The sequence below is a fragment of the Sphaerochaeta globosa str. Buddy genome (genome assembly GCF_000190435.1).
GTDB classification, from domain to species: Bacteria; Spirochaetota; Spirochaetia; order Sphaerochaetales; family Sphaerochaetaceae; genus Sphaerochaeta; species Sphaerochaeta globosa.
The window spans coordinates 2,905,453-2,930,748 of the sequence record NC_015152.1 but is presented as its reverse complement, the minus strand read 5'-3'; the positions used below and the strand labels follow the sequence as shown (position 1 = coordinate 2,930,748).

At 51.0% G+C, this 25,296-nt stretch carries 23 protein-coding genes; 16 read left to right on the top strand and 7 right to left on the bottom strand.

All coding sequences use genetic code 11. From position 1 onward, the window contains the following. The first annotated feature begins 122 nt into the window (after positions 1 to 122). The 5 genes from SPIBUDDY_RS13635 (at position 123) to SPIBUDDY_RS15900 (ending at position 5,048) form a co-directional block, all read left to right on the top strand. On the top strand, positions 123 to 1,097 hold the full coding sequence (locus SPIBUDDY_RS13635) for a Bug family tripartite tricarboxylate transporter substrate binding protein (protein ID WP_013608351.1): 975 nt from the start codon (positions 123 to 125) through the stop codon (positions 1,095 to 1,097). Between the two features lie 61 nt (positions 1,098 to 1,158). Next, on the top strand, positions 1,159 to 1,620 hold the full coding sequence (locus tag SPIBUDDY_RS13630) for a tripartite tricarboxylate transporter TctB family protein (protein WP_013608350.1): 462 nt from the start codon (positions 1,159 to 1,161) through the stop codon (positions 1,618 to 1,620). 18 nt (positions 1,621 to 1,638) lie between these two features. After that, on the top strand, positions 1,639 to 3,144 hold the full coding sequence (locus tag SPIBUDDY_RS13625; RefSeq protein WP_013608349.1) for a tripartite tricarboxylate transporter permease: 1,506 nt from the start codon (positions 1,639 to 1,641) through the stop codon (positions 3,142 to 3,144). 87 nt (positions 3,145 to 3,231) lie between these two features. Further along, positions 3,232 to 4,599 carry a hypothetical protein gene (locus tag SPIBUDDY_RS13620; RefSeq protein ID WP_041381389.1) on the top strand — a complete coding sequence of 456 codons (1,368 nt, stop codon included), beginning with the start codon at positions 3,232 to 3,234 and terminating at the stop codon, positions 4,597 to 4,599. Next, the gene (locus SPIBUDDY_RS15900) at positions 4,596 to 5,048 is read left to right on the top strand and encodes a VOC family protein (RefSeq protein WP_013608347.1); all 453 of its coding nucleotides are present in this window, start codon (positions 4,596 to 4,598) and stop codon (positions 5,046 to 5,048) included. Before SPIBUDDY_RS13620 ends, SPIBUDDY_RS15900 begins: the two co-directional genes overlap by 4 nt. A 120-nt stretch (positions 5,049 to 5,168) precedes the next feature. Here the strand turns inward: SPIBUDDY_RS15900 and budA are convergent, their stop codons facing one another. From budA to SPIBUDDY_RS13600, 3 genes are read right to left on the bottom strand one after another with little or no spacing between them, the layout of a single operon-like run. Continuing rightward, entirely contained in the window at positions 5,169 to 6,095 is a 927-nt protein-coding gene (budA, locus tag SPIBUDDY_RS13610) for an acetolactate decarboxylase (RefSeq protein WP_245523781.1), read from the bottom strand. Continuing rightward, on the bottom strand, positions 6,067 to 7,392 hold the full coding sequence (locus SPIBUDDY_RS13605) for an MATE family efflux transporter (RefSeq protein ID WP_013608345.1): 1,326 nt from the start codon (positions 7,390 to 7,392) through the stop codon (positions 6,067 to 6,069). The genes budA and SPIBUDDY_RS13605 overlap by 29 nt, the downstream gene beginning before the upstream one ends. 27 nt (positions 7,393 to 7,419) lie before the next feature. Continuing rightward, a complete protein-coding gene (locus tag SPIBUDDY_RS13600) occupies positions 7,420 to 7,875 on the bottom strand; it encodes a NanQ anomerase/TabA/YiaL family protein (protein WP_013608344.1) in 456 nt (151 codons plus the stop codon). A 160-nt stretch (positions 7,876 to 8,035) separates the two neighbouring features. Between SPIBUDDY_RS13600 and SPIBUDDY_RS13595 the strand changes: the two genes are divergently transcribed. The 5 genes from SPIBUDDY_RS13595 to SPIBUDDY_RS13575 are packed head-to-tail and all read left to right on the top strand — an operon-like array spanning position 8,036 to position 12,605. Continuing rightward, complete coding sequence (locus SPIBUDDY_RS13595) at positions 8,036 to 9,514, top strand: phytoene desaturase family protein (RefSeq protein ID WP_013608343.1); 1,479 nt, start codon at positions 8,036 to 8,038, stop codon at positions 9,512 to 9,514. Then, positions 9,504 to 10,358, top strand: coding sequence for a phytoene/squalene synthase family protein (locus SPIBUDDY_RS13590; protein WP_013608342.1), 855 nt, complete (start codon positions 9,504 to 9,506; stop codon positions 10,356 to 10,358). Before SPIBUDDY_RS13595 ends, SPIBUDDY_RS13590 begins: the two co-directional genes overlap by 11 nt. Next, on the top strand, positions 10,328 to 10,972 hold the full coding sequence (locus tag SPIBUDDY_RS13585; protein ID WP_013608341.1) for a carotenoid biosynthesis protein: 645 nt from the start codon (positions 10,328 to 10,330) through the stop codon (positions 10,970 to 10,972). Before SPIBUDDY_RS13590 ends, SPIBUDDY_RS13585 begins: the two co-directional genes overlap by 31 nt. Further along, on the top strand, positions 10,969 to 11,856 hold the full coding sequence (locus tag SPIBUDDY_RS13580) for a polysaccharide deacetylase family protein (RefSeq protein WP_013608340.1): 888 nt from the start codon (positions 10,969 to 10,971) through the stop codon (positions 11,854 to 11,856). The genes SPIBUDDY_RS13585 and SPIBUDDY_RS13580 overlap by 4 nt, the downstream gene beginning before the upstream one ends. Before the next feature lie 2 nt (positions 11,857 to 11,858). Beyond that, positions 11,859 to 12,605, top strand: coding sequence for a LamG domain-containing protein (locus SPIBUDDY_RS13575; protein ID WP_013608339.1), 747 nt, complete (start codon positions 11,859 to 11,861; stop codon positions 12,603 to 12,605). Here SPIBUDDY_RS13575 and SPIBUDDY_RS13570 read toward each other — a convergent pair. Genes SPIBUDDY_RS13570 through SPIBUDDY_RS13555 form a run of 4 tightly spaced genes read right to left on the bottom strand, consistent with a single transcriptional unit; the run spans position 12,571 to position 20,582 of the window. After that, the gene (locus SPIBUDDY_RS13570) at positions 12,571 to 15,420 is read right to left on the bottom strand and encodes a glycosyltransferase (RefSeq protein ID WP_013608338.1); all 2,850 of its coding nucleotides are present in this window, start codon (positions 15,418 to 15,420) and stop codon (positions 12,571 to 12,573) included. The two genes, SPIBUDDY_RS13575 and SPIBUDDY_RS13570, sit on opposite strands and share 35 nt — an antisense overlap. Position 15,421: 1 nt before the next feature. Continuing rightward, positions 15,422 to 17,410, bottom strand: coding sequence for an oxygen-binding di-iron domain-containing protein (locus tag SPIBUDDY_RS15895; RefSeq protein ID WP_013608337.1), 1,989 nt, complete (start codon positions 17,408 to 17,410; stop codon positions 15,422 to 15,424). Further along, entirely contained in the window at positions 17,403 to 19,844 is a 2,442-nt protein-coding gene (locus tag SPIBUDDY_RS13560) for a hypothetical protein (protein ID WP_041380820.1), read from the bottom strand. Before SPIBUDDY_RS13560 ends, SPIBUDDY_RS15895 begins: the two co-directional genes overlap by 8 nt. A 9-nt stretch (positions 19,845 to 19,853) precedes the next feature. Then, positions 19,854 to 20,582: a hypothetical protein gene (locus tag SPIBUDDY_RS13555; RefSeq protein WP_155816126.1), complete on the bottom strand. Its 729-nt coding sequence runs from the start codon at positions 20,580 to 20,582 to the stop codon at positions 19,854 to 19,856. A 158-nt stretch (positions 20,583 to 20,740) separates the two neighbouring features. On the opposite strand from SPIBUDDY_RS13555, the gene SPIBUDDY_RS13550 reads away from it, so the two are divergent. The 6 genes from SPIBUDDY_RS13550 to SPIBUDDY_RS13525 all read left to right on the top strand — a co-directional run bounded on the left by SPIBUDDY_RS13550 (position 20,741) and on the right by SPIBUDDY_RS13525 (position 25,296). Next, complete coding sequence (locus SPIBUDDY_RS13550; protein ID WP_013608336.1) at positions 20,741 to 21,175, top strand: OsmC family protein; 435 nt, start codon at positions 20,741 to 20,743, stop codon at positions 21,173 to 21,175. Between the two features lie 72 nt (positions 21,176 to 21,247). Beyond that, positions 21,248 to 22,186 carry an ABC transporter ATP-binding protein gene (locus tag SPIBUDDY_RS13545; protein ID WP_013608335.1) on the top strand — a complete coding sequence of 313 codons (939 nt, stop codon included), beginning with the start codon at positions 21,248 to 21,250 and terminating at the stop codon, positions 22,184 to 22,186. Continuing rightward, complete coding sequence (locus SPIBUDDY_RS13540; RefSeq protein WP_013608334.1) at positions 22,183 to 22,914, top strand: ABC transporter permease; 732 nt, start codon at positions 22,183 to 22,185, stop codon at positions 22,912 to 22,914. The genes SPIBUDDY_RS13545 and SPIBUDDY_RS13540 overlap by 4 nt, the downstream gene beginning before the upstream one ends. Continuing rightward, positions 22,911 to 23,588 carry an ABC transporter permease gene (locus tag SPIBUDDY_RS15890; protein WP_013608333.1) on the top strand — a complete coding sequence of 226 codons (678 nt, stop codon included), beginning with the start codon at positions 22,911 to 22,913 and terminating at the stop codon, positions 23,586 to 23,588. Before SPIBUDDY_RS13540 ends, SPIBUDDY_RS15890 begins: the two co-directional genes overlap by 4 nt. 3 nt (positions 23,589 to 23,591) lie before the next feature. Continuing rightward, positions 23,592 to 24,683 carry a sensor histidine kinase gene (locus SPIBUDDY_RS13530; RefSeq protein WP_013608332.1) on the top strand — a complete coding sequence of 364 codons (1,092 nt, stop codon included), beginning with the start codon at positions 23,592 to 23,594 and terminating at the stop codon, positions 24,681 to 24,683. 1 nt (position 24,684) lies between these two features. Further along, positions 24,685 to 25,296 carry a response regulator gene (locus SPIBUDDY_RS13525; RefSeq protein WP_013608331.1) on the top strand — a complete coding sequence of 204 codons (612 nt, stop codon included), beginning with the start codon at positions 24,685 to 24,687 and terminating at the stop codon, positions 25,294 to 25,296.

The window sequence follows — 25,296 nt, the reverse complement described above, 5'->3', positions numbered from 1 at the left end:
GCTTTGGGAACAAAGAAGCCAGAAAAAAGCCGTTTTAGTGATGTTGGCATGATATATGCATTGAATAAAGCGTAGAAAACAGACAAGGAACAATCAGTCTGAAACAAGAAAAGGAGTACCTCATGAAGAAACTGTTCGTTGTATTGGTGTGTGTTCTCGCACTTTCCGGAGTGCTTTGGGCGCAAGGTAATGCTGAAGCTGCAAAGTATCCCGATCGTGGCATTGAATTTGTCATTCCCGGTAGTGCAGGCGGCGGAAGCGACATTTTGGGTCGTACCATTGCTGACATCATCCAGAAGTATAAGCTGGTTGACCAGACTATCACGATTGTAAACAAAGGCGGCGGGGCTAGTGCCGTGTCACACGGATATGTGAACGCCAAGACGGATGTTGATTACTATCTCTTGACCTGCAACTCAGCAAATCAGCTTTCCATGCATGTCAACAAGAGCATGTCCCCGAAGGGTCCCTTCACTCCGATCGCCAACATGGCCTTGGATGATATTCTTTTGGTTTCCCGCACCGACGGCAAGTTCCCTGATTGGGCATCGGTCGAGAAAGCCATCAAGGCAAATCCCTCTTCACTGACTGTCGGGCTTGCCGATGACCTCGATGCAATGGCTCTTGCATTGCTCGAAGAGAAGACAGGAACCAAGTTCAACTACTCTGCATATTTTGCTTCCAGTGGTGAAGTAGCGACCGCTTTGCTTGGTGGCCATATGGACCTTGCCATTCTCAATCCTGTTGAGTGTGTAGGATTGGTTGAGGGGGGAAGACTGACAGCCATCGGTTCGTTTGCTCCAAAAGCCATGTCCGCCCCGTTTGAGAAGACTCCGACCTTTACAGCTCTTGGTCATCCCGATGTTGTCATGCAGATGTCCCGTTCGGTCATCGGACCTGCCGGCATGAGCCGTGAAGCTCAGCTTTTCTGGAGTGATATTCTGCAGAAGGTATCGGAAACCGAAGAGTGGAAAGTTGGATACATCCAGAAGAACGTACTCGAAGGACAATATCTGAATGCCGATGACTTTACCAAATTCTACGGTGAATCCGAGAAAATGCTCCTCGATTTCGCAAAGAAACTTGGAATTCTCTAGTGATACAGTACTGAACGATCAGGGGGGCGAAGAGCCCCCTGATTCATAAAAGGAATAGGGTATGGAACTAGCAATCAACCTCATTATCTTTCTGCTGTCGGGATATTGGTGTCAGCAAGGTTTGATGGTGTATACGTTTTGGAATAAGAATCAGCCGGGCAGCGGATTCATCCCGGTCATATTCTCTGTAATATTGATGATTTTCTCCTGCGTTCTCCTAATCAAGGAAATCAAGCGGATTCGCATGAATCACCGTCAAACATCTCAAACAGCGAGTACCTTTTCCTTGTCCCGCATTCGTCCACTGCTTCCAGTGGTGTATACCATTGCTGCCATTGTGGTGTTCCGCTTTGCCGGAGTAGTGGTTTCGATGTTCCTTACATCGTTCATCTGGCTGCTTTTCATCAGTAAAGTACGCCTGTCCAAATCTCTGATCATCTCGGTCATCGTGACGCTGCTGGTGTACCTGATCTTTGTCGTGTGGCTGAGGATTCCCTTTCCTCGCAGCATATTCGGTTTCTAGAGAAGAAGGAGGAAGGGTATGAACAATTGGGAATTATTGATGCAAGGCTTCTCAGTCGCATTTACGTTCAGTAATGCGATGGCGGCATTTATTGGATCTCTGCTGGGTATTGTAGTTGGTGCGATGCCTGGAATCGGGGCTGCAGCGGGTATCTCCATGTTGCTGCCTATGACATTTAAAATGAGTCCAACGGCAGGAATCATCATGCTTGCCGGCATCTACTATGGAAATATGTATGGCGGTGCGTACAGTGCCACCCTGTTGAATATCCCCGGCGATACTCCAGCAGTGGTGACCGCCCTCGATGGATACCAGCTGACATTGAAAGGAAAAGCGGGCAAGTCCCTGGCTACCGGCAACTATGCCTCATTCATCGGTGGGAGCATCGGTATTGTCTTTTTGACCATTTTCGGCCCGCTTCTGGCGGAAATCGGTCTGAAATTCGGACCGGCAGAAGTAGCCGCCCTGATTTTCCTTGCTCTGACCTCAATCGGTTGGCTGCTCGGCGACGATCCGGTCAAGGGTCTGGTGACAGCATGCCTTGGCATCCTGCTTTCAACCATCGGCATCGACGGGGCTTCAGGCAACGCCCGTTACAACTTCGGCAGCCTCAACCTCATCGGCGGCATCACCTTCGTTCCGTTGGTGATCGGCATGTTCGGTTTCAGCCAAGTCCTGGAGATGATCAGCGATTCCAAGGATTTCAAGGTCGATGGAGTGAAGAAGCTTTCCATTCGTGAAAGCATGCTGAGCTGGGCTGAGTTCAAGGAAATTTTCTGGCCGTCGGTACGAAGCGGCGTGTTGGGTAACTTCATCGGTTTTCTTCCCGGTGCAGGAGCAACCACCGGATCCTTCCTTGCCTATATCCTGGAGAAGCGCATTGGAAAGAAACGACATACGCTGGGAACAGGCGAGATTACCGGTGTCGCGGTTTCCGAAGCTGCAAACAATGCAGCTGCTGTAGGTTCTTTTGCACCGTTGCTTTCATTGGGCATCCCTGGATCCTCCACCAGTGCGGTTCTTCTTGGAGGTTTGATGATGTGGGGGCTGAGGCCCGGCCCGCTGTTGTTCGAGTCGAATCCGGATTTTGTCTGGGGCCTGATCAGTTCCATGTATTTCGGCAATATACTCTGTCTAGTTGCCGGTATGGCGGTTCTCCCGTTTCTGGTGTCTTTCCTCAAGATTTCCAAACGAGTCATGATTCCCATTATTATGGTGATCTGTCTCGTAGGTTCCTATGCGGTAGGCAACAGCATCTTTGACATGGGTGTCATGGTGACTGCAGGGGTGGTGGCCTTTTATTTGAAGAAACAGGCATTCCCGTCCTCTCCTGTGTTGTTGGCTTTTGTATTGGCACCTCGGCTGGAGGTCTCGATGCGCCAGGCTCTCAGTATTTCACAAGGAAGCCTTTGGGTATTCTTCGAGAAACCGATATCTGCGGTGATTCTGATTTGCACCTTTGCTCTGCTGCTTTTTCCTGTGATACAGAAACTGATTGCTTTCTCAAAAGCCCGCAAGAACTGAAAAAGAGTGAAAAAACCTGAGACTCAGAATCCCTTCGTATGAAGGGAGAGCCTCTGTCTATCAAACTACCAAGAGGAAACAATGCTGATGAACTATTCAACCTTATTCAAAGATAATGCAAAAGTCGCTCAAGTTGGCATCATCGGAGCTAATGGCGGTTTCGGCTATTCATTTCTGGCACAGGTCCCCAGGATGCAGGACTCCCTTTCGCTGCGGGTCATCTGCGACCTGGATATGGATGTATCGAGAAAGCTGCTGGAGTCACTGAAGTATGACAGCTCGCGCTTTCATCCCTGCAGGAACCAGCGCGATATCGAACAGGCTCTGAAGACCGACGATCCCATCATCATCCTGGAGGATGGAACACTTCTGCCATTCTGCAAGATCGATGTGTTGGTTGAGGCTACCGGCTCTCCTGAGGTGAGCTCGGTGATGGCTCAAGCGTGCCTGAAACAAGGTATTCATGTCTGTATGGTCTCCAAGGAAGCCGATTGTGTCTCAGGTCCCTACCTGTACAACCTTGCAAAACACCACAAGTGCGTATATGCCATTGCAGCGGGGGACCAGCCTGCCAACCTTATCCAGCTGTTGAGTTGGGTGAAAACATTGGGCCTGGAAATCATTGCCTGCGGCAAGTCCAGCGAATACGATTTTGTTTATGACCTCGAAAGCGGAAGCTTTGAATTTCAAGGCCAGAAGGCAGACTTGCCTGAATTGGCAACCTGTTGGCACCTGGAGAGTATGCAAACACTTAAGGAGCGCAGCAGAATTCTCTCTGACTTCCCACAGTTCGCCGTTCCCGATTACTGTGAGATGAACGTAGTCAGCAATGCGACGGCCTTACGGCCCTCCTGTGACCGTTTTCACTACCCAGTGTGCCGGGTGGAAGAACTTGCCGATATTTACATCCCGATCGAAGATGGGGGTGTGCTTACCAAAACAGGGGTGGTGGATGTGTTCAACAACCTGCGCCGACCCGATGAGGCAAGCTTTGCCGGCGGTGTCTTTGTCATAGTGCGCTGCCACGATGAGAAGGTATGGGGCTTGCTCAAGGCCAAGGGCCACATCGTCAGTCAAAATGGCAAATATGCCTGCATGTACCTGCCGTATCACTTCATGGGAGTGGAAGCTCCGTTGTCGGTGGTGAATGCCTTCCGCCTCGGTCTTTCCACCTACGACGCATGTACCCATCAGTCCATTATGCTCGCAACCGCAGAACGTGACTTCAAGCAAGGCGAGCGGATGGACTTACGAGGCCATCACCGCCTACTCGATGACGTGTATGTAGAGCTGCTTAGTGCACAGGAAGCCCCGATTGATGCAGCCCCTTACTACCTCATTGCAGGCAAGAAATTGACGAAGGATGTACAAAAAGGTGAGGTTATCACCCTCGATATGCTCGACCTTGCAGGCTCTGAGCTAGAAAGGATGTACAGGGAGGGTAAGAACATATGAGTGAATGCCGTGTTCTAAGCACCAATCATGTAGGTTTGGTGGTGGAGGATCTGGATAGGTTCCTTGTCATCATGACTGAGTTATTCGACTATACCGTACTTGATCGCGGCCCTAGGGATATCGGCGTGCAATCCCAGGTGACGGGCCATTCCGATGCGACTGTTGAAATTGCATATATCAGTGGGGGCGGGTTTACCTTGGAAATCTTGTGCTATGCGCAGACTTCAGGTACTGCTCGCTATCAACCAAAGGTTGTGGATATCGGTCATTGGCATCTTTCGATCAATATCGAGGATATCGAGAAGATCCGCCGCGCTGCAGCTACCTTTGGCTTGAAAGAGCTAGGCAGCCTGATTACTGTCTCATCCGGTCCCAACAAGGGGAACAAGATTCTGTATCTCTCAACTGTGGAAGGAATCGTCATTGAACTAACCGAGCGTCATGCATGAATACGTGACATCTGAAAGATTTGCAGATTCAGGAATCCGACTCGAATGGGTCGGATTCCCTATGCGACAGCGAGAGCTGACAAGTCCTGCTATTCCCCATCCAACAACCAGTTTGATGTTCTACTTGCGTATTCCTTCAACGGCTTGGGTCTCCTTGCTCAGGTCATGAGCTATATCCATGGCTGCAAAACTTTCACTATCAGGAAGCACAAGCGTGTACTCCTTCATATCCCCCATTTCCAACTCAGCTTCTTGAACATCGACTTCCAAAAGATGGCCGCCCTTGAGGGTATCGGAAGAGAGGAAATGGAGATGCCAACCCGGCATGTTGATCCCCTGTACATAATCCGGACAGCGGAACGCAACGATACTGCCGTCGACTTGCTGTAAGACGTATTCCTTCTGGGAAGCGGCAATCGTTGCAAGCCTCTGGTAGGGCTTTTCCTGGGCAGGAACGCTGCGTATCCGTACATGGCTGAACGAACCTTCCAGTTTCACGACATAGAAGCGGTTGAAGTCATTGGTTGTACTGCTGATCATCCGGTCCAAGCTTGTTTTCAAGGCTTCGATTCCAGAAATAGAGGACAGTGATTTCGCCCCGAGTGTAGGCGAGAAATGGGTGGCCATGGCAAAGGGAATCATTATTGAGTCCCCCACAGGCAGTACAGTACCGTCTGCCTTGGCTTGATAGACCGTCCCATCGAGCAGGATCATCTCCCCGTCGAGGGTATCGAAGGTGCCGATGCCGATGTCTCCATACCTCTTCAAGTCCTCAACAGGCAAAAAGCCATCGTACTCGCCAAGCAGCAAGGCATTAAGTAATGAAACCTGGAACAAATGACCGCTTTGACGATTAAGCGTGCTGCATCCTGAAAGAACCAACACCACCACGAGCATGCAGACCAAAAGAAACCTACGTGAACGAACGCGCCAATACTTCATGTACAACCTGCCTTTTGCTAGTAGCGTACAACCCTGATAGTCATGGTGCAAGAAGGTGAAAGAATTCTTCTTGAACTCACCGAGCATCAGAGAGGGAAAATTCACGTTTCTTCTCTTGGATGAGCAAGCCAATGGTCAAGCCTACCGCCAGCATGTCCGAGAGGGGGAAGGAGAACCACAAGCCCTTTGAGCCAAAGAGATGGGAGAAGGCCAATACAAGTGGCAACAGGAAGAGAAACTGCCTGCCCGTCCACAGCAGCAGTGATTGTATGCTCTTGCCGATACTCTGAAAGTAGGCCGCTCCCAAGCTTTGGATGCCGATGAAGGGAATGGTTGCAAGGACAATGCGAACCCATGGCAGTGTTGAAGCAACAAGTGCTTTGTCACTGCTGAAGAGCCCCACCAATGACTCAGAAAAGAGCTGGAATACCGCAAGCAGCAACAAACCAATACCTATCTGCAAAAGAAGCGAGAGTTTGATCAGGGCTCTTAAGCGCTTCTTGTTGCTAGCCCCGTAGGCAAAGCCTGCGATCGGTGAGAAGCCCATCACCAAGGCGGAAAGCGGCAGGTAGGCGAGCATGGTCAGTTGGTTGATGATGGTATAGGAAGCTAGGGCAGCTTGTCCTGCTGTTTGTATCAAAAGAGTATTGACTGTGGCAATGACCAAGGTAGTGCCCAACTGCCTGACCAGTGAGGGAAGTCCCAGGGGAACAATCTGCTTAAGCAACTGGAAATCGGGCTTGTTTGGCTTAAGCAGCAACTTCTTGTTCAGTATGAGCGATAGGGCATACGCGCACGCCCCGGTGTGACCGAGGGCCGTAGCAAGGGCCGCGCCCTTGATACCCCAGCCGAACTTCAGGATGAAAAGGGCATCGAGGGCGATATTCAAGCCATTTCCCAGCAATAAAAGAAGCAGCGCTTTATCAGCCTTTCCTTCTGAACGCAGGATGGCGGACAGGAACGTGGAAGCACAAAAAAGCGGGGTGAAAGGAAGCAGTATTTTCAGATAGGCAAGGGCTTGTCCCTGGATGGCGGGATTATCACCTTTCAAAAGCAATGAGGGAAGTAGGAAAAAGAGGAGTGCAAGGCTGCATACGGTCAAAACCAGGGCCGTAAGAGCAGTGCTGAAAGCCGCTCCTGCTCGTTTTTCGTCCTGTTTCCCCAAAGCCCGGCTGATCACAGACGCGCTGCCTGCCCCGAACATCTGGGCGAAGGCAACAAGAAACAATTGGATGGGAGAGGCATACCCCAGGCCTGCCAGGGCGAGCTCTCCTACCGCTTTTCCCAAGAAGATGCTATCGGTAATGCTGTACAGCGAGCTTGCAAACAAGGCAACCAGCGAAGGGATGGCCAGTTTTGCAAGCAAGGAAGGCAGTGCATCGGTCGCAAGGTTTGTACGCATGCCTTATGATACACGACCTTTGTCTGTTCAGGATACCAGAATCTTGAATACCACCTTCACTACTTCAGTTGCAGCACCATCCACCAAATTGGGGGCATGGGGCTCACCGGGGAAAAACAGGGCAAACGTTGAGGTATCAGCATGGTAGCTGACAGCCTTCTTACCCTTGGAAAACAAGGCATCCTTGTCACTGTCGTACTCTCGGACAGTTTGTAGTCCATCCTTGGAAGCGATATCCATCCGCTCAAAACCTGAAAGGAGAATCTGTACATCTACTTCCTTGCGATGGATTTCATAGACATCACTTTCTATCTTTTCTGTATGGTAGGTGAAGAGGTTGTAGCGAACCTTCGGATTTTCAGTCTTATAGCTTCCAAAGCTCTGGTTTTTCAGTACTCCGCTTTCCACTATTGAGCAGACTTTCTCCAAGTCTGGAAGAGCCGGCACATAGCGACGCAAGTCGCTGAGTTTGTCAATGATCATTTCTGATTCTCCTTGTCCTCAGCATATCCAAACCAGCGCATTTGGAAAAGGAGAAAGGATGGGAAAAGCTTTTGCATTCTCTTATTCGGAAGCCTTCTTTTTAAGGATGGATGAGCATTATTTCCTTGATTTTACGCAATAAACACCCTAGGATTTGCCTATGGGAAAACAAGCTTTAGTCATCGGTGGAGGCTTTGGAGGCCTCAGCGCAGCTGCATTGCTTGCACGAGATGGATATACGGTAACCGTGGTTGAAAAGAACGCAGAGCTCGGCGGACGTGCCCGGTACTGGCATAAGGATGGCTTTACCTTCGATATGGGGCCGTCCTGGTACCTCATGCCCGAAGTATTCGAACGCTACTTCTCCCTCTTTGGAAAGAAACGGGAGTCGTACTACAAACTCAAGCCGTTGGACCCCTACTATAAGGTGTTCTTTGGGGAAGAGGGAACGGTAGCGCTTACCCCGGATTTTGAAAAGGACATTGCCATTTTCGAATCCTTTGAAAAGGGTGGCGGTCAGGCCCTGAAAGCCTACATGGAGCAATCGACATACAAATATGATGTTGCCATGGAGGATTTCCTCTATCGTGACTACAAGCATATCGGACAGTTTTTCAACCGACGCCTGATGACTGAAGGCCTCAAGCTCGGAGTGTTGGGAAAACTCGACACGTTTGTCTCGCACTATGTGCAGGACCGCAGGGCCAAGCAGATTCTTGAGTATGCCATGGTATTCTTAGGTACCAATCCCGCCCAGGCACCTGCCATTTACTCGATCATGAGTCATGTAGACCTTAAGCCGGGTGTATTCTTCCCTGAGAAAGGCATGGCAGGGGCGGCCGAGGGTTTTGCCAACCTTTGTAGGGAACTGGGTGTTTCTTTGCTCACCGATACAGAGGTGAAGAACATAGTGACCAAGGACGGCAAGGCCGTCGGCGTACAGACAACCAAAGGGTATTTTACAGCCGATGTGATCGTCAGTTCCGCCGACTATCACCATACCGAAACAGCTTTGGTCAAGAAGGAGGAACGGACGTATTCCGACTCCTATTGGGAAAAGAGGGTTGTCGCTCCTTCCATGTTCATTGCGTACCTGGGCATCGGTCGTGAGCTGAAGGGTCTTGAGCATCACAACCTCTACTTCGCCAAGGATTGGAACGAACATTTCGATGATATTTTCAAGAACCCCGCATGGCCGCAGGAAGATCCCTGCTTTTACCTCAGCTGCATCACCAAAACCGATCAAAGTTCTGCACCCCAAGGGTGTGAGAACGTCTTCCTGCTCGTTCCGGTAGCCCCCGGACTTGCCGATACCGACGAACAAAGGGAAGCATATTTCTCCTTGATGGTCGAACATGTGAAGCGCGTCACCGGCGAGGATCTGAGTCAGGATGTCTTGGTCAAACGGCTGTATACGCATCGGGATTTCATCCAGGATTACCATGCCTACAAAGGCACGGCGTTGGGGCTGAGCCACACGCTTTTGCAAACAGCAGTGTTCCGTCCCAGACACCAAGCCAAGCGATTATCGAATCTGTACTACACAGGCCAATATACCCATCCGGGCGTAGGAGTACCGATGGTGCTCATTGCAAGTGAATTGATTGCTAAGGAAATCCAAGAAACCTATGGTCGCTGAGAAACATGAACACATTTTCAGAAACGGGAGCAAGACGTATTACTTCAGTTCCCGTTTCTTTCCTCCTGTAGTTCGCAGGGATGTCTATGCTTTGTATGGGTTTGTCAGGGTGGCTGACAACCTGGTGGACGACCAACCGGTCGACCCTGATGCTTTTCATGCTTTTCGGAAAACCTATACCGAGGCATTAACATCAGGGAAGGCAAGCGGCGATGTAATCATCGATGCTTTTTTGGAGCTGCAAAACCGCAAACATTTCGATCCTGCCTGGACCGAAGCGTTCCTGGACTCCATGGAACACGATCTGTCTGCTCGTACGTGTGAAAGCCTCGATGAAGTATTGACCTACATCTATGGCTCGGCCGAAGTCATCGGCCTGTATATGGCAAGGATCATGGATCTCAGTGAAGAGGCTTTCGGTTATGCGGTGATGCTTGGTCGGGCGATGCAGTACATCAACTTCATCCGCGATATAAAGGAAGACCTGGAGATTGGAAGGCGCTATCTCCCTCTTGGAGGAAGCGGCCTCACCTCCTTGGACTCAGAGTACGTTCAGCAGCATCCTGAGCAATTCAAAACATTCATCAGAGATGAGATCAAGCGCTACCAACATTGGCAGAAAGAAGCGCAGAAGGGCTATCGCTTCATCCCAAGGCGTTATCGCATACCCATTATGACCGCAGCGGACATGTACTGCTGGACTGCACATCAGATAGCCAAGGATCCTTTCATCGTGTTTGAGAAGAAGGTAAAGCCGCCGAAGGCGAGAATCCTGAGAAAGGGAATAGCCCACAGCATAGGAGTCGCCCTACCATGCAGAATAGTAGCAAACCAGAAAGGTTGATCTTCCTCCTGCTAGTTCCGTTCTACTGTATCGGAATTCTTCTGCACAGCATTGAGGCAACCTTGCCTTTGATGCTCCTCTTCACTCCCTACACCATTGCAGCAACCTCGATTCTTGGGTTTGCCTTTGAGATCAAGGCTCGCAACCGGAACTTGCTTATCTGGGCGGTCGTTACCTTGTTGGTCACCCTATGTTTGGAAATCGTGGGAGTGGCTACTTCCTTGGTTTTCGGGGCCTATACGTATGGTCAAACACTGGGACTGAAGCTGTTGGGTGTGCCGCTCTTGATTGGCATCAACTGGACCATTATCATTATGGGCATTGCTCAGGTTGCCGTTAGGGTGCTTGAAAAGCCCTTGCTCGCAGCCTTTGCTACAGCAATTTTTACTGTGGTATTTGACTATGTGATGGAGCCTGTAGCCATCGCTTTCGACTACTGGACGTGGGCTGAAGGAGATATACCCTTGCAGAATTATATCGCTTGGTTCTGTATTGCTTTTGTCTTTGCCTTATTGTTTGCACAGCATAAGCTTACCACAACGAACAAGGTTCCCACCTTGATCGTTGGTATCCAGTTTGTCTTTTTCACCGGATTGCGGGTCTTCGCCCTATGAAAAAATACCTGCTTACCCTAATTTTGCTCACCCTTATGCTCGCTGTATCGGCGGAGGTGGTCCCCGAACAGCAAAGTGCGCCGCTCAGTAGAACAGAAGCCCCTGCAGTACGATATTGGAGTACCCATGAGCAGGGCCTGCTTCCCGTACAGACGCTGCCGGGCTTGGATAGTACCGTTCAGGTTCCCCAAAGAAAGGATCCCAAGCTCTTGGTAGTGCTCTACCACAATATCGTGTTCGGCAGGACGGGGAATGTCTACAATCGCGATCTCTATAATTTTGAGCACGACCTGGCTTTTCTCAAACGGAATTTCACCATCACCAATTTCAGGGATGTATTGGCCAAGGGCTCCAAAGCGACCACCGACCAGGTGATCATTACCTTTGATGACGGAGACCTTTCCCTGTATGCCATCGTCTATCCGCTCTTTCGTCAGTATGAACTTGAGGCTACCATTTTCCTGGTTCCCAACTTCATCGGAGAAGTGGGCTACATGAGCTGGGAGCAAGTGCGGCAGATGAGTGATTACCGAACGCTCTCAGGCAGAAAACTATTCTACTTTGAATCACACTCGCTCACCCATCGGATGATGGGGCAACTCAGCGTTGAGGAAATCCGTCATGAGGCGGATACCTCCAAGCGCCTTATCGAGGAACAGACAGCCGAGGGTGTCACCGTTTTGGCTCTGCCGTTCGGAAACGGGGCAGGGGAACGCAGTATCATCGATGAAGCCCGCGCCTCGGGGTACCAGGCGATCAGGACCAGCATCCCCCAGGCAGTGTTGACAAAAAACCTCAATGTATGGGAAATCGGGGCAATGAATGTGGAGAACTACAGTACCGATGTCTTTGTGCAGAAGGTGCTTGTCTTGACCGGGAGGTAGGTATGAAAGCTTTATGGGTTCTATTGGCGTTGGTAAGTTTGCTTTCCTGCACCCTGTACGCACAAGACGTTCCTCTAGTGAAGACCGGTCCGAGGGAACTGGAATTCGGCAACCTGCACTGGAGAATGAAGTCCAGTCTTACCCCTACAGCCCCCGGACCGAACTACTTTCGGGGAACCGAGGATGCAGTCTGGGTCGACGACTGGGGCTTGCATCTGACCATACAAGAGCAGCAGGGAACGTGGTGGGCTACTGAGATATTCACCCGTGAGCGGGTCGGGTACGGTACCTATACATTCACTGTTGAGACTGACATCCAGCAGTACGACCCAAACGTGGTGGCAGGTTTCTTTACCTGGGATACCGCACCACAAGAGTACAACCGGGAAATAGACATTGAGTTTGCAGCATGGGGACAACCAAGTGGGACTTTGTTTCAATATGTGGTCCAGCCCTATGCCGATCCCTCACGCATTTTCGTCTTCAAGCCGGCTTTGAACGGCAATGTAACGACCCATCGCATTGTCTGGACAGCTGATGGGGTAACCTTTTCGTCCTACCACGGCTCTGTCGACCCCGACCAAATGGAGAGTAGTACCATGCTGATCAAGCAGTGGCACCATCGCCCAAGCCCCACCGAGGGGAAGGTTCGGTTCCGCATCAACTTCTGGCTCTATCAGGGAACAATACCGGTAAGGCCCGCCGACATGGTTATTACTTCGTTTTCGTTTGTGCCCCACCGGCCTTGAAGCCCGTCCTCACCTGTGCCCCCCATCCGCGGTTCTTACGCATGGCGCTGAAATAGGCGCTCACCCGCCACAAGCTGATCACTTGGCGTACTCCGAAATTCTCGATGATTGCCATCCACACCAAACGCAACATATCCCGCTTTGAGTAGAGCGGACGGTCGAACTCGCTGATAAGCAGAGCGGAGAGTGAGACAAGAATCCCCAAGAGAATGGTAGAGGTGAACAAGGCAAGGGCGATGGGAAGGTTTATCAGACCCATGAGGGCTCCGATGAACACAAACAACAACCCTTGTGCTTCCACAAACGGTCCGAGCAGCTCAAAGATGAAGTAGTAGAGCATGCCCGCCATACCAAGCCGTCCGTAGCGGGGATTGGCTATCATGGTGCTGTGGAAGAGCAGGATATCGATGAGCCCGCGATGCCAGCGGTCCCGCTGGCGATGCAGGACTTTCCACTTCTCGGGGACCTCGGTCCAGCAGTTGGCATTGCTTGCATACTGCACCCGATAGGGAAGCTTGCGTTCACGCATGTAGCGTGAAAGCCTGACCACCAACTCCATATCCTCACCCACTGTGTCCTTGTGATACTTGCCGCTCTTGGTAAGGTAACCGCCGGTGGCAATTGCACGGTCACGATGGAATATGCCGAAGGCTCCGCTGATGATCAGCAGCATATTCAAGCGCGCCCAACCTACGCGGCCGGTCATGAAGGAACGGATATATTCAAGACTCTGAAGCCGGGGAAGGAACTTCGACGGCAAGCCGATCGAGTCCAAATTGCCCAATTCGACATCACAGCCGTTTACCGGGCAAATATTGCCGCCGCTGGCAATACTCTCGGTACTGTGGTCGAGCATCACCGAGACCGCCCTGAGCAGGGCATCGGGTTCCAGCAAGGAATCGGCATCGATGCCGCAGAAGAATACTTTGGTAGCGACATTCAGCCCCAGGTTCAGCGAGTCGGCCTTCCCCCCGTTCACCTTGTCCACCACAATCAGGTTGGGAATGTTCTTGTTCTTGTAGATTCCCCTCAGCGCTCGTGTTTTCAGCCTCTTGGGGACCAACTGGTCGCGTTTTTCCAAGTTGAAGTACATGATCAACTTTTTAAGCGTGTCGTCCTTGGACCCGTCGTTGACAACAATCAGCTCAAAGTCGGGGTATTGCTGGTTGAGCAGGCTATTGGTGCTCTCAATAATATTGGCCGCCTCATTGTAGGCCGGAGCTATGATCGAGACCGAAGGAAGCACCCCTTTGGTGAAAAGCATGCGTGTATCCTTTGCCCTCCAGAGTCGATTCTGTACTCCCGCCCCCCGATACGAAATGGCCAGCATGGCAAGATAGATGACATTGATCGTAACCGAATAGTAGACCAATAAGTAATTGAAGCGGACTACATACAGGGAAAGAAATTCTCCCAAACTCAAGTCGATGAGGTTGGGAATTTCTGAGAGGAGGATGATCAAGGGGAAGATCAGAAGGGTGAGAATCAAAAGGAGAATCAGATTCAGTCGTTGGGGTTTCTCCTGATGTGCTTGTGCTGAAGGTTTGACTACCTCCGGCTTGGAGAGGTTCAGTGTTTGATACACAGACGGATGCAGGTAGGCGAAGAACAAGAGCTTGAGCTGCTTGTTGCGCTTGGCAATTTTCCTGACCAGTGCTACCAACTGCTCTTGTTTGTGGATATCGGTATTGGTATTGAGAAATTGCACCAAACCGCTGATATGTTTCTCTTCAGCCAACCTGGTAACCAGATTGACGAGCTGTGCATCCAAATCCCCTTGGTAGGCACTCAGGATGTAGGTCAGACGGTTATCCAGCACTTTGGCTAAAACGATTGCTTCGCTTTTACTGCGGGCCTTCTCAAACCGCAACAAAAAGTCATTGAGCAGCGTAGGGTCCTTATAGGCCATCTCGGAAAGACTTTGCACCAATTGGTCGCGCATTGAAGTGTACTTGCTGTATGCCAAGAGGGCAGGGATGTATCGTTTATCCCCGATGCGTGCATATGCGCGGATTACAGAGAGTTTTGTGCTTGGAAAGGGACTTTCCAAGAACTCAGGTTTGAGCAGTTCCTCAGGAAAATGTTGGCATAAAGCGAACAACGCACTCTTACGGACTTGGATATTCTTACTTTGTGCGTGACGGACCAGATAGGACTTCAGTACATCGGTGGGATATAGAGCGGCATATTCACAGATGAGAAGCCCAAGGTACATGCGGTCGACGGAAAGTCGCTTTTTCAGATAGGGCAACAATTGGAATTCATAGCTGATCAAGAGGGCCCGGTAGCGGCCTGCCATCCACGGAGTCGCCCTGCTTAGGCGTCTGAGCATGGGAATGATGGCACGCTTCTCCTGTACCCAGGTGAGGGCTTGGAATAGGTACAGCGTAACGACTTGGCTTTTTTCTGCAGATAGCACCTGTAAAAACAGTGTTCGGTATTCACTAAGACAGAGCAGTGGCTTGAGACGGACTGCAGCCTCAATGCGTCTGATGAAAAAAGGGGATTTCAGGCGTTTGGTCTGTTTCTTGACGAAGGGGGATGTGCAAAGAAAGCTCAGAATGCTGTCATGCACTGAGGCTTCCAACTGCAGACTGTCGCACAGCCTGCTGTAAAGCTGGAGCAGGGTCCTGGCCCTAAAGGTTGAGAAGTCTGGTGTTTCTGCCTCAAGCTGGGCTAAAAACAAAACTTCTGTATGCTCAAGTTTGCGCTTTCTCCTCGCTCGTACCAAGCGCAGGCATACAAGGCTGGCCAAAACGAAAAGGTTGAGTGCCACTACGGCAAAGGTCATGATGATGGCGAAGTTGCTGGACACCTTAGGCCCCCTTTTCTGCAATGAGGTTGACGAGGCCAGTCAACTCATACAAGGCCAAGGGGCGGGCGAAAAAGTGTTGGATGCCTAAGTCGAAAGCTCTTCTGACAGTCTGTTCCTGCTTGTTAACCGACATGAGAATGAAGGGGATTTTTGCGGTGAGAGGTTCTCTGAGCAATTCCTTGCGAAGGGTCAGGCCACTGAGCTTGGGGATGAGCAATTCACATACAATCAGATCAATGCCACCCAAGAGCAACTTGTTTTTCGCTTCCAGTCCATTGTCGGCAACCACCACACGGTAGCGCTGTTTTTCCAAGGTTTGTTTGAGCAAATCCCGGGAGAAACCCGGAACATCCACCAGGAGAATGGTATAGGCTGAGCGGCTCCCCACTTCGCTTGTAGAGCAGTCAATAATTCCCCCGGCTCCACTCTTTTTGGCAAGACGGAGTCGGAACGCTGCGTTTTGATTGATATAGGCTGCCATGAGCGTCACATCCTCACGACTGGCTTCGTCAATTTCATCAGAGTGGATAATTCCCATCGACACCGTAATCGGGACGATGAATCGGTCCTCCTCTGCTATGAGATTTCGCAGTTTTGCAGCCCGCTGTAAGGCTTCTTCCTTGGTCAGGGAAGTACATAAGAGAGCGAACATTCCCCCGGTGATACGACATACCTGGACCTTCGGTTCAACGCTCTGGATCAGAAGTTCTGAAAGGATGCGCATGGTGCGGTCCCCTTCGCTGCTTCCGAAATCGAGATTGATTCGTTCCAAGTTGTCGATACTGAGCACCAAGGAGACTACGGAAGAGCCCAAGGCCAGTTCTTTTACTAAGAAGGCTTGGTGAAATTCCTTGTTGTAGAGCTTGGTCACTGGATCGCGGTACATGCTCTCTTCCAAGTCCTTGAGACGTTCTTCCAACGCCTTGAGTTCGGCTTCCTTTTCCTTAAACTTACGCTCTGAATCGACAATGAGGGTGGAGAAAGCCAAAGGAATGGTAAGGCCGTATTGTTTTCCGAGCAATTCCACCAGTGAAGAGATGGAAGAGAGGTAGCTCACCCCCCTCCTTTCCTCGATGAACGAGAAAAAGCTCTCCCACATCTGGTCCTCGGCGATGGTGGTCTTTGCTATTTGCCGCTTTTTGATCGCAAGGGAGAAAGGAGAATTCTCAAATGTCTTTTTAACTTCTTGCTCCCCATGGATGGTTATCAAGCGGAGAACCACTTGGTCGAGCAGGGAGCGAACGCCACCATCAACAGGAAGCGTTTGGAGACGGGGTTGCAGAAACAGGCCGCATGGCATGGCCTTGAGCGTTGAGATAGAGAGCTCAATGTTCTCTTTGATAATTGAACCATGCTGGGGGCAGATGAGGGAAATGGGGTAGCTTTCCAGGCTTTGCATGGCAGATGCAAGAATTTCATGGCTGGGCATGTAGACTTCGTGGAATGCCTTCATGCCATCGAGATAGTTCTCATCGGCATATAGGTGCCAATCGGCGGTGATCGAACCGAAGAGGTCGCCGCTGATAAGAACCTGCTGGTCCGGCAGATAGCTCATGATGGAACCTGGGAAGTGGAGGTAGGGAGCGAAGATGAAACCGATACTGGCATTCTTACCCAAGGTATAGGAATAGAAATGGTGGTTTACGATATAGAAAGGGCTTTTCACCCCATAGTACTGAATCAACAGCGCTGTACGCTCATGGCAGCAGATGTCCCCTTTGAAGCCGGCTTCTTCAAAGAGGGGAATGGCCGAACACAAATCCGGGTCCTGATGGCTGCATACGATGGCTTTGAGATTGGAAAGCGGGAGTAAACTCTTGGTTTTCTCCAGGACAATGTGGCCGTCCAAGGTTGAGCCCGGGTCGAAGAGAATGCCCAGTCCATCCTTGATGTAGAGAAATGGATTGCACTGTAAACTCTGATGGATTCCCTCTGAACCGACCCACCACAAGTCTTCTGCAACCTGTACGGGTTTGGTAAGGTCATTCATGTGCTCTCTCCTCGGCAAAATATGCCTTCAGCAAATCATAGCTTGCTTTCAGTCGTTCTTGGTATATAGGTTGGTTCCATCCCGAAAGAGTCAGCTGTAGTGCTTGCGGTGCATCGAGGATGGTTTGTTTACCTGTATCAGAGACCACAACGCTGAGCACAATGCCATCGGTTGCCGTAGTGGCAAGTTGGTCGCGAAGCGGATCGCTGTAGTAGAGCTTCTCGTCGTCGAGTACTTGGGAAGAAGAAGGATCGCTGACATTGATGCGTGTCCAGGGGATGCGGATGGAAAGCTCCTTTCCCTGCATGTCCCAGTGATTGGTATTGCCCTCAAGACTGCCGAATCTGAGGTGGCTCGAATCCTCATACTTTGCCTCGATTACTGTTCCGTCCTCCAACATCCGCCGTTTGTTGATCAGTTTGCTCATCGGCTCAAAGTGGCCTTCTTCTTGCAAGGAAGGCGCCGTACTGAATTGGTAGGTGGTATAGTTCGCTTCCGGTAAGGCGAGCAGTCGTGCATGCTCAAAGGAGTCGAGCACTACTATATACTCCATTCCGGACGGCCCTTTATAGTCGAGCAAGACAGAATATGCGAGCTCTCCACGGTCGCGATAGAGTGTATCGATGCCGACTACTACCTGCTCGGCTCCAAAGTTCAATGCTCGTTGCAAGGTGATATCAATATACAGGAAGGAGGCGTCTGAACGTACTTCCATGCGCTGGACCAAACCTTCCCCGAGAAGCGAATTCCCGCTTCGTTTTGGTTTGACCGACTCATAGGCAAGAATACCGTAGTTCTGTTCGGGGTCGACGGCATTGTGCCACAGAATCTGCCGCTCATAGGGAACCATGTAAGGTTCGGTGGTCCAAGTTTTCTTTGCCCACTCATCCATCCATTCAAAGATGATGCCCCCGCTGTAGCCCTCAGCCTGCATGGCCTCGAACATGCGGATAATGCCCTCTGCCTGCTGTTTTTCGGTAAGTCCTCCGTGGTTGTAGCCATCGGGACTTGTATGGGCATTGCCCATGCCGGTGGCAATACCGAACTCGGCAACCACAGCCGGGTACTGTCGATGTCCTTCCATAAAAGCCTTGAGGTACCCACCGTAGCGAAACCTTCCATTCTCATCCTCATACGCTTCAAAGGAGGGCTCGTTGTTCATGAAATCGGGATAGTTGGGGTAGATGTGGTACGAGCCGAAGAGACCGACTTGGTTGCGGCTCCCAACCACCAAGTGGTTGATGTCCACCGTAGTACGGTCGTTGTATTCTCGCACCTTCTTGCCATCCTCATCACGCTCTGATTCGTGGACAAGATAGTCGAGGGTGGGCCAGTTGACGATGGAGACGGGGTGTTGCCAACCGTAGGTTTCCTGTTCGTAGGCGAGCAGGTAGTCACAGCTTTGGGCAAGCCAGCTCTCGGTGGGTGTCGCATCCTTTGTAGTACTGATGTATTGGCCGCTGTAGCGGTAGCCGGCGTGCAAAAGATTGGTCTCTTCCACTTCCTGCGGTTCGAGCTCGCGCCCCACCAGATATCCCAGTACATAGGCGGAGACATCGGTGGTATACTCCCCGAAGGCTCTTCCTTTGCGTTCAGCTATACTGGCTTTCCCGTGAATGGCATCGACGACGTTGATGATTTCCTCTTCAAAGGCCTTCTGGTAGGCAGGCTGTAGGTAATCGTGTCCCGGTGGCTCTTCTTCAGGCCATACCTCCTGCAAGAGGAACAGAGGCTTTTGGGGATGCATCCGGTTGTACAGTGCGAAGGCTTGGTAGAACTGTGGGTCCAGCAGGGTATAGATGCGTACGGTATTCACCCCAAGCTCTCCCATCTGCTCCATCCATCGGTAGTACAGGCTCTTGTCCTGGGGGAACTCGGTGAACCACCGACCCGGCATGGCTATGCCCAGGTTCATGCCATACACAAAGTAGGGCTTCCACGCTCCTTGGCTGTACAGTTCGAGGGTGGTACTGGTGGCTCGGCTGACCATTCTGCTCTGCGCAATAGTGGCAATCTCACGAGAAAGAGGAGGTAAAATTTCGGTTTTCCGCTCTTCAGCCTCGGCAAAGATTGCATTGAGGATGGGGAAATAGAATTTCCAGGTGAAAGCGCGTTCCCCGGTGGCAACAGTCTTTAGTAAGGAGTACAAGCCTTTGAGTCTAAACAGATTCAATGTCCGTTTACTGTATGCCCAGTTGCCTCCCAGATAATACGAGCGGTGGTTTGCAGTTTGCTTGAGCTGGATGGCGGCAAAGGAGGAGGGGATACCAAACTGATCGAGCAACGCTTTTCCTGTATCGGTGACATCAAGGTTGTAGGTAGCCAACACCTCAGTACCACCGAGCGGCTCGGTAATATCAAAGAGAAGGCGGTAGGCTGTTGAGCCTGAGAGCCCCAGGATATCCGTTCCTTTTTCGGTAAAGGAGAAGGTCATGTGCTCAGGTCACAACTCAATGCCGTTTCTCAATACCACAATTTCATCATCGGTGTTGTACAGCAAAATGCCGCTGCCGGAGAATTCCCAATTCTGGGCGTAAAGGTCCATAATCCAAGCAGGGGTTTCCCCACCTTTGGAGAGGTCGTTGACGTACATGCCGGTCCATCCGGTCCATCGGGTTCCCAGTACTTCATACATCTGTGCCTGTACATAGGAGGGAGTGGGGGTGGCGAAGGTGTTGTATTCGGCAACAACGGTACTGCTGGATTCCCGATTGAGGAAGGTACGGAGAACCTGGACATCGGAATTACTACTTCCCCCCCAGATAAGATTGCTCTCCCCTTCTGAAAGAGTGCGTAAGAAGCCCTCACCACTTTTATACACACCATAGGTATCGGCAATATAAAGCAGATCGGTTCTTTCATCCATGCTCGAAAGGTCGCGAATTGGATTCTCACTTTTTGGATGGTACCCCAGATAGGTTTTTTGTGTCCTGAAACGCTCACCTTCTTGGGTGGGAACCTTGAAGTGGCTGAGAAACCACCCCAGATTCTGGTGTTGTTCGGCTTTTAAAGTCGCTACACTCTTGTCGTAAACGGTGACTTGTACATCCTGATTTGGCGTAAGCAGCCACAGCACAAAGGGAAGGCTGAGTACAAGAGCTAGCAAAAACAACAGGGCTACAAGGAAAAGAGGTCGCATGCGACCCGGCTTCGGAGGTTTTTTGCGCTTCATTGTCTTCAGTATAGCCTTGCTCTGTACCTTTACCAAGAGAATAAGCATGCAGGATAGTGCGTACTTTTTGGTTTGGAAGTATGTACATTCAAACTGAGGGTGGACGTGGTCGACAGGAAAGGAAATGGGTATCTTTACTGTATAAGGAGAAACCAACTATGAGCGATACCCATATCTATACCACCTCGGTAGAGTGGACAAAACAAAAGAGAGGGGCTTTGTCCTCTGCATCTCTTCCTACTCTTGAGGTAGCAACGCCACCGAATTTCCCTGGCGGCCATGAGGGCATTTGGTCACCGGAGCACCTCTTCACGGCAGCTGCAGAAGTGTGCCTGATGACAACGTTCCTCTCCCTGGCTGAAAAGGCCAAATTTGCCTTCAGAAGCTACAAGAGTGAGGCCGAGGGGAAGCTGGACAAGGTGGAAAAGGGCTTTCTTATGACGAAAATCCACATCAGGCCGACGGTGGTCATTGCAGAGGAAAGCAGACGGGAAGAGGTGATGAAACTCTTTGAGAAAGCAGAGAAGTATTGTTTGATCTCCAACTCCATGCGCACTGAGGTTACCGTCGAGCCCCTTGTTTTGGTCAAGTAAGTGAATTGGTGACATTTGTCACTGCCCTATGTCTCTGACTCTTTCTATACTGGGATTCAGAGGTACACACATATGGTATTGCAAGTAGACGATGTCATTAAACGATTCAATGCGAATCTCGCCCTCGATTGTTGTTCGCTGAGTGTAGAGAAGGGTGAGGTAATCGGCCTGCTCGGACCCAATGGTGCGGGCAAGACGACCTGCATCCGCTCGATCATCGGCCTTATCGGCATCGATGAAGGCTCCATTACGGTATTCGGGATGAAGCAGGATGGGAAGAATAAAGCCATCCGAAGTAAAATCGGGTATGTTACGCAGGAAATTACCCTGTATGAGGATATGAGCGGGAAGGACAACCTGGCGTTCTTTGCTTCCTTGTATGGGATGAGTAAGACCGATATCCAGCTGCGCATCGCCGAAGTCGGCAAGCTCATCGGCCTTGAAGGAAGACTGGCCGACAAGGTAAAGCACTACAGCGGTGGTATGAAGCGCAGGCTGAACATCGGCTGTGCCTTAATGCACAAACCTTCGTTGATCATTATGGACGAGCCGACAGTGGGCATCGATCCTCAGTCACGTTCTTTCATATTGCAGTCGGTGAAGGAGCTGGCCAAGGGCGGGGCGACCATTATCTACACTTCCCACTACATTGAAGAGGTGGAAGCTGTTGCCAGCCGCATATACATCATGGACAACGGTCATATCATCGCACAGGGAACGCTGAGCGAGTTGATCGCCCGCATCCAAGGCGACCATTTCATCGAGGTCGAGGTACGGCTTGCCACCGAGCAGAAGCGCAAGGAGCTGCTGGGTCTTGGTGATGTGAAGGAAGTTGCCTTGGATGGCAATCGATATACGATTGTGGTGCCCGGCGGCATCCCCATTCTGGACAAGGTAGTCCTCGCCCTCTCCGAGCAGGGATTGGTTGCCATCAACACAAAGCAGCCCAATTTGGAGGATGTGTTTCTCACCCTGACCGGCAAACAGCTGCGTGATGAGGTAGCATCATGATTGCGTTTCAGATCAAACGTTCGGCAAAGGACCTGCTGGGCAACGCCATTCTTATACTCTTTCCCTTGGTCCTGATTTTCTTCTTCGACTACTTGTACAAGACCATCGATATCCAGACCGGTATGGAGGTGGCAGGCCAACAGCGATTGTCCCTTTTGGTCATCGGTTTTGCCCTCACGTTTCAGATCTATGGAGCCGGTTTGAGCTTTGAGACCTTGGCCGAGGACCTCTATACCCCAATGCACGACCGCCTATTTGCCTCTCCGGTGGAAGGGCGTACACTGGTCCTCTCGGTACTGTTCAGCGGCTCTGTGGTCAGTTTTTTACAGTCTCTGGTAATTGTGCTCTTCACTACTGTCGTATTGGGAGCCCGCATTCCCGGCATTCCTTTGGTACTTATAGTTCTTCTGGTTTCAGTAATCTTTAATCAGTTGTTGGGAACGGTGCTGCTCTTGCTCGTAGGCACTCCAAAGGTAGCCAATGTCGTGACTACCATCTACGGTTCGGTGGTTCCCATGCTGGTGGGCCTCTACTTTCCATTACCCACGACTGCTTTGTTCCGATTCATCCGCCTCTATGGTACGCCGATGAGCTTGGCCAATACGGCGAGCATCCGGGCGATGGAGGGAAACTTTTCCTCCATGGCGCTTGTGATGCTTCCCATCCTCATAGCAATAGCTCTGTTGCTGCTTTGTCTGAAACCTTTGGTACGGAGGATAGCAGTATGACAATTTTCCTGTTTGCCTTACAACAAAATCTTAAGCAGCGCATCTCTCTTCTACTGCTGTTGGTCCTTCCGCTCATTCTGCTTTCCATTCCTTCGATGAACGGCTCGCTGCCGATGGGATTCAGCCTCTTTGGTCTGTTGAATCTCTATACGGCGTTTCTGATGTCCAGGCCTGTGGTGGAGGACCGGATGCAAAAGATAGTAGTCCGTATCGCAGCCTCACCGATAAGCCACGGGTTCTACCTGGTGAGCCATCTGCTTGCTTCCTTGTTGCTGCTCTCTGTGCAGTGTCTGATTTTTGTCATTGCAGCGCGCCTCTTCTACGGTCCGGATAGAACCAATTACCTGATATTGTTTTTGCTCTATTTCTCCTATAGTGCGATGGTCCTTTCGCTTGCCCTGGCTTGGAACAGCATGTTCCGCTCCTATACCACCAGTTTCGCCTTGTTTAGCGGTATCGGTTCGATCATGTGTCTGGTAAGTGGCTTGTCCTTTCCGCTCAGCCTTCTTCCTCAGTCGGTGCAAACCATGGTGAGAATTCTGCCCACCTACTACCTGGCCCAAGCGCTTGCCATGCTCGATGCGCAATCGCTCTCTGGTATCCTGCTATCCGCTGTGGTACTCTGGATATTCACAGGGATATTCCTGTTGATCGGCAGCAAAAGGAGATTCTAACCGTTGGCTCAGAGCAAATATTCGCTTGGTTGTGAACAGGTGACGAGGCTGATGGCAATCCTGCTGTTGGTTTCGTCGCTGTTGTTGCTCTTTGACAAGCTCGATGTCCCGCTGATGCTGGTCTTTTTGCTGGTTTTGTTTTCTTTGTTGCTCCGCTGGAGGTTTGCACTCAATCCTTTGCTTTTTCTTGTGGACAGTACGGCTTTAGTGGTTGTCTCCTTATTCCAAAGCGACGCCACGCTTTTAGTGAGTTTGTACCTCTACAGCTTTGCCTCACGCTTGCAGTTGCTCGCCCTTGCCCCGTTTCTGCTCTATGCCTTGGTTGTGCTTCCCCTTCCTCTGGCATTATTTCCTGTTTTGAGCGTATTGCTGGGCTTGACGATGGCTTTGTGGCAGAAAGAGAATACTAGAGTACAGGACGAGGCGGATGAGCTACGTCTGAAAGTGTATCACCTCCAGGAGGAAGAGGAGCATTTGCTGCTCGACTATCAGGACGCACAGCAGCTTTCGCGTCTTGAGGAGCGCAACCACATTGCACAGATTTTGCATGACAGCCTTGGCCATGAGTTGACCGCTGCACATCTGACGCTCAAAGCGCTGGGGTCATTGCTCCAGCGCGGCGAGGTTGAGAAGGCACAGGACAGCCAGGCCAAGGCTCTTGTTCGTCTCCAGAACAGCCTCGAGCAGCTCAAGCTTGCCGTCAGGCAGTTGCAGAGCGATGAGGAGGAGGCTAGCCGGAGGTTGAAACAGCTGTTTGAGGGTTTTGGTTATCCGGTGGATTTGCATATGAGCGGTGCATTGGAAGAGCTGGATCCTGCAGTTCAACAGGTGCTCTATGCTTCTGCAAAGGAAGCTTTGACCAACGTTGCCAAGCATGCAAGGCCGACTATGGTCAAAGCCCAAATTGCCGTTACCAGCACGACAACCCGCATGATGTTGGAGAATGACGGGCTTTTGGAAGAGAGACCTTCAGAGGCCGGTAACGGACTGAGATATATGCGTCGGCGGGTGGAAGCCCTCGGTGGCAGTGTGGCCATCCAGCGGGAGAAGACCTTTCGCCTCATCGTCACCATCCCTTCAAAAAAGGAGTTTTAAGATGCGGCTTCTGCTCGTCGATGATGATGTTTTGGTGCTTGAGAGCCTGGAGATCCTGCTCTCCGATGATCCTATGCTTACCATTGCAGGGAAGGCTGAAAATGGGGCACAAGCCCTTTCGTTCCTGCAAAAACAATCAGTTGACTTGGTGCTTTTGGATATTCAGATGCCGGTTATGGATGGCATTGAGGCCGCCCAGCGCATACGGGCCGAATTTCCCCCTATCAAGATTTTGATGCTCACCACCTTTGCCGATTACCGGACGCTGCATCGTTGCCTGGAGTCGGGGGCCTCGGGCTTTCTGCTTAAGAGCGACAGCACCGAGAAACAGATTTTAACGATCAAGGCGGTGCACCAAGGTCTTCCGGTGATCAGCGAGCAGGCACTGAAGAGCTTTTCAGACGATCAGTTGTTCAGCGATTTGACCCAACGGGAGCAGGATGTATTGATGCAATTAGCTCAGGGGTTGAGCAACAAGGAAATCGCTACTAGGCTGTGTATGAGTGAGGGGACGGTGCGTAATATGATCTCAGTGATGCTGGATAAGCTTGATTTGCGTGACCGCACCCAGCTTGCCATTGCGTATTGGCAACGTAAAAGCAGGGGGAGGTAG